This window comes from Mesorhizobium sp. M5C.F.Ca.IN.020.32.2.1 (assembly GCF_004023105.1).
In the GTDB taxonomy this organism is placed as follows: Bacteria; Pseudomonadota; Alphaproteobacteria; order Rhizobiales; family Rhizobiaceae; genus Mesorhizobium; species Mesorhizobium wenxiniae.
Map to the genome: position 1 here is coordinate 1 of NZ_RZSX01000176.1, position 8906 is coordinate 8906.

An 8906-nucleotide genomic window follows, 5' to 3' on the forward strand; every position below is an offset into this window, starting at 1 on the left:
ATCCACCGCAGACCCGCGCCGCCTTCCAGCCATGGCTGGACAAGGCCGAAGCCAGCGAGGACCCGCTCTTCTTCGCGGTCATCGACAAGGCCAGCGGCAAGGTCGCCGGACGCCAGACGCTGATGCGCATCGATCCGGCCTATGGCGTGATCGAGATCGGCAACATCTATTGGGGGCCGCTGATCTCGCGCAAGCCGGCGGCGACGGAAGCGCAGTTTCTGTTCATGAAATACATCTTCGACGAGCTTGGCTATCGCCGCTACGAATGGAAATGCAACAACCGCAACGAGCCGTCGAAGCGCGCGGCGGAACGTTTCGGCTTCAAGTTCGAGGGCATTTTCCGCCAGCATCTTGTGGTCAAGGGCGAAAACCGCGATACCGCGTGGTACTCGATCATCGACAAGGAGTGGCCGGCACTACGCAGAGCCTATGAGGCATGGCTCGATCCGGCCAATTTCGATGGCGACGGCCGCCAGAAGCGACGGCTCGAGGATTTCCGCGCCGAGTTCGGCGCCTGACCATGATCCCGAAAAGTGGAAGCCGGGTTTCGGGCAAGATCATGGTCAAACAAGAAGGACCATGATCCCGAAAAGTGGAAGCCGGTTTTTGCTGCGCTGACCTTCGGTTCGGGCAAGATCATGGTCAAACAGGAAGATAAAGCCTCCATCCCGATTCTGCCGGGATGGATCAGGCTCTAACAGGAGTTCGCAGATGGCGCACACCCATGACCATGGTTCGCACGGGCATGACCACAGCCACGGCGCGGGTCCTGTGCACGGCTCGACCGACAAGAAACGGGTGCTGATCGCAGCCTGCCTGACCGCCGGCTTCATGGTCGTGGAAGCGCTCGGCGGTCTCTTCACCGGATCACTGGCGCTGCTGGCGGATGCCGGCCACATGCTCGCCGATTGTATCGCGCTCGGCCTTGCCTGGTATGCTTTTCATCTGGCCGGCCGGCCGGCCACCGTTCGCCTCACCTATGGTTTCGGCCGGGTCAAAACGCTGGTGGCCTATACCAACGGCATCGCCATCTTCGCCATTGCGCTGTGGATCATCTATGAGGCTTGGGAACGCCTGCTGACACCTGCGCCCGTGCTCGGCGGGCCGATGCTGGTCGTCGCGATCGCCGGTCTGCTGGTCAATATCGGCTCCTTCTTCGTGCTGCATGGCGGCGACCGCGACAGCCTGAACATGCGCGGTGCCATCCTGCACGTGCTCGGCGACCTGCTTGGCTCGGCGGCGGCGATCATAGCTGCGCTGATCATCCTGGCAACGGGCTGGACGCCTATCGATCCGATCCTGTCCGTCCTTGTCTCGCTGCTGATCCTGTCCACGGCCTGGTCGCTGATGCGCGAAGCAGCCCATGTCCTGCTCGAGGGCGTGCCGGCGAGCCTCGATCGCGACCTGATCGCAAGGGACATAGAGGGGACGGTCAAGGGCGTGCGCGAGGTGCATCACATGCATGTCTGGTCGCTCGACGGGTCGAGCAACATGGCGACCTTGCATGCCTGCCTCAACGATGGCGTTGATGCTCACAAAGCGGTCAGCGCCATCAAGAAGCGGCTTGCCGCCGAGCATGGCATTGCCCACGCCACCGTAGAACCGGAATTCGGCCATTGCGCCGACAGCCACGACAGCCACGATGGACACGATGGGCACGATGGGCACGATGGCGAGCACGACCATGCGCACGATGCGGCTCCGCATCATGGCCACTGTCACTGACACCGGGAGTTACATAGCATTGGTAACGAACTTGATGAATTCCCGCCGCGTCAGGGCCACGTGATGGATCGCGACACGCGCAACGCGGCGATAGGCGCCCTCTGGGTGCTGCTGCTGTTCGGCATCGCCGCCTACTATTTGCCAACCGTGATGCTGGCGGTCGGCCGAGTCTCGACCATTCTTGCCGCTGTTATTGCCGCTGTCTTCATGGTGGCCATTTTCGTCGTGTTTTGGCTGCGTGGCCGCAGCCAGCGCAAAAAGGATCATTGATATGCGTATTTTGATTACCGGCGCGGCAGGCATGGTCGGCCGCAAGCTCATCGCCCGGCTGGCGAAGGACGGAACGCTCAGCGGCCGGAGGATCGCCGCGCTCGACCTTCACGATATTGTGCCGCCGCAGGCGCCGGCACTGGAAGGCGTCGGTGTCACTATCCATACAGGCGATCTCGCCGCGGCGAGCGGGAGGGAACGGCTGGTCGCGTCGCGCCCCGACGTGATCTTCCATCTCGCCGGCGTCGTGTCGGGCGAGGCGGAAGCCAATTTCGATCTCGGTTATCGCGTCAATCTCGACGGCACACGGGCGCTGTTCGATGCCATAAGGCTGGCGGGGTTTGCGCCACGCGTCGTCTTCACCTCGTCGATCGCCGTGTTCGGCGCACCGTTCCCGGACATCATCCCCGACGAATTCCACCCGACGCCATTGACCTCCTACGGCACGCAGAAGCTGATGGGCGAAGCATTGCTCGCCGATTATACGCGGCGCGGCTTCTTCGACGGCATCGGTATCAGGCTGCCGACCATCTGCGTCAGGCCCGGCAAGCCCAACAAGGCCGCGTCAGGCTTCTTCTCCGGCATCATCCGCGAGCCGTTGAGCGGCCAGGAAGCGATATTGCCGGTGCCGCGCTCTGTCGTGCATACCCACGCCAGCCCGCGCTCCGCGGTGAATTTTTTGATCCACGCAGCAGGGATCGACGGCAGCGCCGTCGGGCCACGCCGCAATCTGACGATGCCCGGTGTCGCCGTCACGGTCGGCGAGCAGATCGAGGCCTTGGAACGCATTGCCGGCGCCGAGGCGGTGAAACTGATCCGCGAGGAGCCCGACGATACGATCTGGGCGATCGTCAAGGGCTGGCCGACACGGTTCGAAGCGCGGCGGTCGAGGGAGCTTGGCTTTGCCGCCGAAACCAGCTTCGACGATATCATCCGGGTCCACATCGAGGACGAGCTGGACGGCAAAATTGCCGGTTAGCTAACGCGCGTTCGATCGGACGGGCGAAGGCGTCATCCGCCAGCGGTCAGGCTGGCCGAAAGCAGCAGCAGCCCGAACAGGAAAACGAAGGCTGCGCCGCCGATCTCGACGATCGAATGTATGCGGTTGCCCATGCGGCCGTCACCGGCGAAATAGACCGCGCAGTTCTTGGCGGTCACCGCCAGCGTCGCCAAGATCGAGACCGTGATCGCGGTGCCGAGCGCCATCGCCAGCACCGACAGGATGCCGCCGACCCACAACCCGTTGAGCATCGCAAAGCTCAGCACGATCAGCGCGCCCGAGCAGGGCCGGATACCGACCGCAGCCACCGCCGACCAGGCGGTGCGCCAGTCGAAGCGGTCGCCGGAAAGCAGCGTCGGGTCGGGCGCGTGTGAATGCCCGCACGTCTCGCAGACTTCGCCCCCCGCATCGTGATGGTGATCGTGCCCGCCATGGTCATGATGATGGTCGCGTGCGCCGTGATGATGGTCGTGGCCGTCATGGCCATGTGGGTGAAGCGCATGCACTGAATGCGTATGTGAGTGGCCTGCATGTGAGTGGCCTGCATGTGAGTGGCCGGCATGGGCCGCTGACAGGCTGTAGGGAGGGTTGGCGCCGAACAGGCGAAGGATAGCGGGGCCGGCCTTGCGCCACAAAAGCCAGGCGCCGAACAGGGTGACGAAGACAAAGCTCGTGATTTCGAGGAACCATGCCGCATCGGTCATCGATATGGTGGTGCCGCGCAGGACGAAGTAGGCGAGCATCATCACGAGGATCGCCGTCAGCGCCTGCAGCAGGGCCGAGACAAAGGACAGCATGATGCCGCGCTTGAGCGCGACTTCGTTCGCGACCATGTAGGACGAGATCACCGCCTTGCCGTGCCCGGGGCCGGCAGCATGGAAAACGCCATAGGCGAAGGACAGGCCGATAAGCAGCCACAGCTTGTTGCCGTCCTCGCGCATCGCCTTCATTGCGCCGGCGAGCGCGCGGTAGAATTCCTGCTGGCGCAGGTTGATCCACATCAGGATGTGGGCGAATGGGCCGGTGGTGGGAGCCATCCCGTCATTGGTGCCGATGCCGAGCGAGCTCTGGGCGTGGGCGGCGCCGAGGAAGTGCGTCGTCACAAGGGCGACGGCCAAAAGGCCGAAGGCCAAACGCAGGGACGGTTTCGTCACCGGATTATCCTTCTGGCTGACAGTTCAGTTCAAGCTTGGTCGCGAAGATCTTGCTCATATCGGTGCCTGTCGGATCGTTGAAGAAGGCGTCCGTCAGGGTCTTCTGGTTCTCGGCGAGCGCCTCGTCGGGGTTCGGACGAACGACTTTGCTCGCGCATGTCGACGGCATGCCATCGACTTGCAGATTGGCATCCTCGGTGAAATCGATCGCCGTGTAGAAGGTCGGGTCGTAGACGCCGATATCGATCTTGCCGGCCAACTTCATCGGTGCCTTCGGTTCGGATTCGAACAGGATGATGAGTTGATCGTTCTCGAAATTGGCCATCAGCTGCGGCGGCGGGTTCATCGCCTCGTCCTTGCCGTCGACGGTGACGAGCTGGAAGTAATTGAACTCCGCCAGCGAAGCATGGACGGTGTCGGCGACTTCCTTCAACTCCTTGTCGTCGAGCTTCAGGTCGGAATTCTTGTCGAATTCCATCATAACCGTACTCGAAAACAAATCGTCGAAGCGCCAGAGATGGCGCAAAGCCTTCACAGTTTGGTGATCCGGACTGAGGACCACTTCGAGGCGAGCCTCGGCGAAGACGTGCGGATGCACCTCGGCTGGCCCGACCGTGGCAAATGTCGCCGCTATGGCCGAAGCCATGATGATTGCTTGCCGTTTCAGGTGCATTCTCGGTCGCGATTCCATCAGCTTGGGTAAAATATCGAGAGTTACCAGAAAGGGGGCGAAAATGGGACCGCAAGGCGGCTGAAAGCTCATGCGTTGTCAATCGTCTTGAACCACTGCACCAGGAAATCGACAAAGACGCGAACCTTCGCAGGCAAATAGCGCCGGTGTGGATAGACGGCGAAGATGCCGCCACCCGGTAGGATGCGGTCATCCAGCGCGGCCACCAGCCGGCCACTTTCTATGTCGGGCGCGGCGATGAAATCCGGCAGGATGGAAAATCCCAATCCCGCCACGGCGGCGGCCCTTGCCGCCATCGGACTGTTGACCTCGATCGGACCGGAGACCGAAACGGTTACCGTATCGCCGCTGTCGCCCTTGAACGGCCAGTTGGTCAGCCAGCGGCCATTGGTGTCGATGATGCAGGGCACGCGGCCAAGGTCCTGCGGGCGCACCGGCATGCCGTGCTTGGCGATCAGTTCGGGAGATGCGCAGAGCCGCACCGAAAACGGCGCCAGGCGCCTCGCGATCAGCGAGGAGTTTTCCAGCCGCGAAATGCGCACGGCGAGATCGAAACCTTCCTCAACCAGATCGACGAAGCGGTCGTCGAGATGAATGTCGAGCACGATGTCGGGATGCTGCTTGGCGAAGTCGATCAGCGACTGGCCGATCGGTGCGTCAGCAAAAGTGCGCGGCGCCGACAGCTTGATCCTGCCGCGAACGTCGCCGGAGGATTCACGCACCGCATCGGCCAGGCTGTCGACCTCGCGAACGATTTCCGAGGCGCGGCGGTAATAAGTGTGGCCGGCCTCGGTCAGCGAGAACTGCCTGGTGGTGCGGTTGAGCAGCAACGCGCCGAGCTCGTCCTCCAGCTCGCGCACATATTTCGATAGCAGCGCCTTGGAGCGGCCGATCTTGCGCGCCGCTGCCGAAAAACCTTCGGCCTCGACCACGTCAATAAAGGCGCGCATGCGGGTCAGCGTGTCCATGTCATGCGCTCCCTTGGTGAGCTAAAAGGATACGCGCGGCAAGCGTCAGCAGCTGCCGGTCGCTGTTCTCAGGTCCAAGCAGCGAGAGGCCGAATGGCGCGCCGTCGGTCTTGCCCAGCGGCAGGGTGATCTGCGGAAAGCCGGACAAGCCGGAAAGGCACAGCAGCCTTAGCGCGCGCTCGCGATAGGTCTGCAATTCGTCGAATGAGGCGGACTTGAGCGGGGCGGCACCTGGAGCGGTCGGCAGCACAAGAACACCGTCTTCGCCAAGCAGGTCGGCAAGTTCAATACGAAACGAAACGCGACGTTCCGTTTCGCGTCGTGCGGTTGCGAGGTCGATGGTCGCGCCATGCTCGAAACGCTCCTTGACGCCGGGGCCGAGCATCCGGTCACCCTGCGAGATCCAGGCACCATGATTTTGCCAGGCCTCGTACCCCTGCAGCTTGCGGAAGCACCAATAGAGATCATCGGTGGAATGCGACAGCGGGGCAACGGTGCGCGGCGCGCCCAGCACCGAAGCGACAGTGCGGACCATGGCGCGATATTCGTCGGCCTGCTGCGGGCCGAGCACGAGGCGGTCCAGCGCGTCGAGGCCGAGGGCGCGTGCCAAGTCGTGGCGTTGCCGATCGTCGTCGAGCAGCACCGTGCCGACCTTTTCGTAGGTGGCCATGTCCCTGGCGAACCAGCCGAACGTGTCCAGTGAAGGGGCCAGCGGCATGGCGCCTTCAAGCGAAATGCGGCCATGCGTGGTCCTCAGGCCGATCAAGCCGCAAAAGCTTGCCGGCGCGCGGATCGAGCCACCGGTGTCGGATCCGATGGCAATCTCGGCCAGCCCGCCGGCAACCGCGGCGGCGGAACCGGAGGATGAGCCGCCGGTGACGCGGTCCGGCGCTGCCGGATTGACCGGCGACGGAAAATGCGCGTTCAGCCCCATCAGGGAGAAGGCCAACTCGTCGGTCTGCGTCTTGCCGACAAAGCGCGCGCCCGAATCAAGCAGCGCCTGGACGGCCGACGCTGTCGCCGAGGCGGGTGAAGCCTCCCGGTGTTTCTGCGGATTGCCGCAGCCGGTGCGGTAGCCGGCGACGTCGTAAATATCCTTGACGGCCAGCCGCAGGCCGGCAAGCGGGCCGGATTGCGCATTGGACACGGGGATATTGCTAAGGTCGAGAAAAGCGTTCAGAGGGCCGCAAGTGCCTGCCATGCGTTCGATATCCGGATACTGTTGTTGCAACATTGTTCGGCGCCAGGAATTTTACAACCTGGCGTACGATTTTTATTGATTGTGAAATCCTTCGACCTTATATCGCGCTTGCCCAAAGTCGCACGTGCCTGTGGGTGTCCGCCGATCCTCAAAATGGTGAGGGATATCGGTAAGGTAACTGGAGCTAACCCCTCCAGTCGGTTTAGCGGCCAACCGCCAGACCGAGGACACCTTGAAGCAACGACGGTGCGGGCCTTTCTGGTGTTCTGCCGGTCGTCCAAAGACCGGGGTTACTGAAGAGGCACACCTTCATTGCCGGCAGTGCGGACGGGTCTCCCATCCAAGCCAAGGCAGACAAAGCGAACCTAGGCCGGGCAAGGCCAAGGTTCACCGCCGCGAGACGGCGTTCATGGTTCCGGGGTCTCCACCGGCTGGTTCCATGATTTGACGTCCCGCCTTTGTCCACCGCGTGTTCGCGAGGTCGATGACCCGCGTCCCGCAGCCTTTGTGCGCGCCGAAAGGCGCTGATGGAGAGACCCCGATGGCTACCCAGCGCATCCTTGACTTCCTCGCCACCCGACGTCCGAACGGCCCTTGCCTCGTCGTCGATCTCGATGTCGTGCGCGACAATTTTCGCGCCTTCGAGAAGGCGCTTCCCGATTCGAAAATCTACTATGCGGTGAAAGCAAACCCGGCGCCGGAAATTCTGCGCCTCCTTGCTGCGATGGGCTCGTCCTTCGACACCGCTTCCGTTGCCGAAGTCGAGATGGCGATGGACGCCGGTGCGCCGGCGGACCGCATCTCCTTCGGCAACACCATCAAGAAGGAGCGCGACATCCAGCGCGCCTATCAGCTCGGCATCCGGCTGTTCGCGGTGGACTGCGTCGAGGAGGTCGAGAAGATCGCCCGCGTTGCACCCGGCGCCCGTGTGTTCTGCCGCGTGCTGACCGACGGCGAAGGCGCCGAATGGCCGCTGTCGCGCAAGTTCGGCTGCGTGCCGGCGATGGCGGTCGACGTGCTGCGCCATGCCAGGACGCTCGGCCTCGACGCCTATGGCGTGTCGTTCCATGTCGGCTCGCAGCAGACCGATCTGACCGCCTGGGACCGCGCGCTCGGCGACGCCAAAAAGGTTTTCGTCACGCTTGCCGAGGAAGGCATCGTTCTGAAGATGGTCAATATGGGCGGCGGTTTTCCGACCCGTTACCTCAGGGATGTGCCGGTGGCGCAGGCCTATGGCCAAGCGATCTTCTCGGCGCTGCGCAAGCATTTCGGCAACGCGATTCCCGAGACGATCATCGAACCGGGCCGCGGCATGGTTGGCAATGCCGGCGTCATCAAGTCGGAAGTCGTGCTGATCTCGAAGAAGGCCGACAATGACAATGTGCGCTGGGTGTTCCTCGACATCGGCAAGTTCGGCGGTCTCGCCGAGACGATGGACGAGGCGATCCGCTACCCAATCGTGACCGCGCATGACGGCACCGAGACCGCACCCTGCGTGCTCGCCGGCCCGACCTGCGATTCGGCCGACGTGATGTACGAGAAGACGCCGTATCCGCTGCCCCTGTCGCTGACCATCGGCGACGAGGTGCTGATCGAGGGCACCGGCGCCTACACGACGACCTACGCCTCGGTCGCCTTCAACGGCTTCGAGCCTCTCCGATCCTACGTGATCTGACGGCTTCGGCCCTCAGATCACCCGGTGCGGGCGACGAGATCGCCCGCTTCGGTTCGCCTGTGGAACAATCCGCTCGTGAAGGATCGCGGAAATGGAAATTGTGGATTTCATTGTTGAAGGCGCTTTCGGCCGGCAAATCTCCCCCCTAGAGGGGGAGATGGCTGCAAAGCGGCCAGAGCGGGTCGGCTCAGCTGTCGCGACCTCTCTTGGACTGCGTGGGGC

At 62.9% G+C, this 8906-nt stretch carries 10 protein-coding genes; 6 read left to right on the top strand and 4 right to left on the bottom strand.

Annotated elements, in window-relative coordinates:
• The 5 genes from EOA86_RS11515 to denD all read left to right on the top strand — a co-directional run.
• Positions 1 to 518: GNAT family protein (locus tag EOA86_RS11515; RefSeq protein WP_164891684.1), on the top strand; the 518-nt coding region annotated here is incomplete at its 5' end.
• Between the two features lie 15 nt (positions 519 to 533).
• On the top strand, positions 534 to 698 hold the full coding sequence (locus tag EOA86_RS38555; RefSeq protein ID WP_164891685.1) for a hypothetical protein: 165 nt from the start codon (positions 534 to 536) through the stop codon (positions 696 to 698).
• A 13-nt stretch (positions 699 to 711) separates the two neighbouring features.
• Positions 712 to 1725 (top strand): cation diffusion facilitator family transporter, encoded by a 1014-nt coding sequence (locus tag EOA86_RS11520; RefSeq protein WP_128341735.1) that lies wholly within the window; start codon positions 712 to 714, stop codon positions 1723 to 1725.
• A 63-nt stretch (positions 1726 to 1788) separates the two neighbouring features.
• Positions 1789 to 1995 carry a hypothetical protein gene (locus EOA86_RS11525; RefSeq protein WP_029349698.1) on the top strand — a complete coding sequence of 69 codons (207 nt, stop codon included), beginning with the start codon at positions 1789 to 1791 and terminating at the stop codon, positions 1993 to 1995.
• A gap of 1 nt (position 1996) precedes the next feature.
• On the top strand, positions 1997 to 2974 hold the full coding sequence (denD, locus tag EOA86_RS11530; RefSeq protein WP_128341737.1) for a D-erythronate dehydrogenase: 978 nt from the start codon (positions 1997 to 1999) through the stop codon (positions 2972 to 2974).
• A 32-nt stretch (positions 2975 to 3006) separates the two neighbouring features.
• Here the strand turns inward: denD and EOA86_RS11535 are convergent, their stop codons facing one another.
• The 4 genes from EOA86_RS11535 to EOA86_RS11550 all read right to left on the bottom strand — a co-directional run bounded on the left by EOA86_RS11535 (position 3007) and on the right by EOA86_RS11550 (position 7009).
• Positions 3007 to 4149, bottom strand: a complete 1143-nt coding sequence (locus EOA86_RS11535; RefSeq protein ID WP_128341739.1) for a nickel/cobalt transporter — start codon at positions 4147 to 4149, stop codon at positions 3007 to 3009.
• A gap of 4 nt (positions 4150 to 4153) precedes the next feature.
• On the bottom strand, positions 4154 to 4822 hold the full coding sequence (locus EOA86_RS11540) for a DUF1007 family protein (RefSeq protein WP_029349704.1): 669 nt from the start codon (positions 4820 to 4822) through the stop codon (positions 4154 to 4156).
• Positions 4823 to 4908: 86 nt separating this feature from the next.
• The gene (locus tag EOA86_RS11545; protein ID WP_029349706.1) at positions 4909 to 5808 is read right to left on the bottom strand and encodes a LysR family transcriptional regulator; all 900 of its coding nucleotides are present in this window, start codon (positions 5806 to 5808) and stop codon (positions 4909 to 4911) included.
• A 1-nt stretch (position 5809) separates the two neighbouring features.
• Positions 5810 to 7009 (bottom strand): amidase, encoded by a 1200-nt coding sequence (locus tag EOA86_RS11550; RefSeq protein WP_128341741.1) that lies wholly within the window; start codon positions 7007 to 7009, stop codon positions 5810 to 5812.
• A 541-nt stretch (positions 7010 to 7550) separates the two neighbouring features.
• Between EOA86_RS11550 and odc2 the strand changes: the two genes are divergently transcribed.
• A complete protein-coding gene (gene odc2, locus EOA86_RS11555) occupies positions 7551 to 8684 on the top strand; it encodes an ornithine/lysine decarboxylase (RefSeq protein ID WP_095492696.1) in 1134 nt (377 codons plus the stop codon).
• Positions 8685 to 8906 lie beyond the last annotated feature (222 nt).

What these genes read in the sequence shown, in the direction of transcription:
- EOA86_RS11520 (WP_128341735.1), top strand. Translation starts at nt 712, where the DNA reads ATGGCGCACACCCATGACCATGGTTCGCACGGGCATGACCACAGCCAC.
- EOA86_RS11525 (WP_029349698.1), top strand. Translation starts at nt 1,789, where the DNA reads ATGGATCGCGACACGCGCAACGCGGCGATAGGCGCCCTCTGGGTGCTG.
- denD (WP_128341737.1), top strand. Translation starts at nt 1,997, where the DNA reads ATGCGTATTTTGATTACCGGCGCGGCAGGCATGGTCGGCCGCAAGCTC.
- EOA86_RS11540 (WP_029349704.1), bottom strand. Translation starts at nt 4,822, where the DNA reads ATGCACCTGAAACGGCAAGCAATCATCATGGCTTCGGCCATAGCGGCG.
- EOA86_RS11545 (WP_029349706.1), bottom strand. Translation starts at nt 5,808, where the DNA reads ATGGACACGCTGACCCGCATGCGCGCCTTTATTGACGTGGTCGAGGCC.
- EOA86_RS11550 (WP_128341741.1), bottom strand. Translation starts at nt 7,009, where the DNA reads ATGGCAGGCACTTGCGGCCCTCTGAACGCTTTTCTCGACCTTAGCAAT.
- odc2 (WP_095492696.1), top strand. Translation starts at nt 7,551, where the DNA reads ATGGCTACCCAGCGCATCCTTGACTTCCTCGCCACCCGACGTCCGAAC.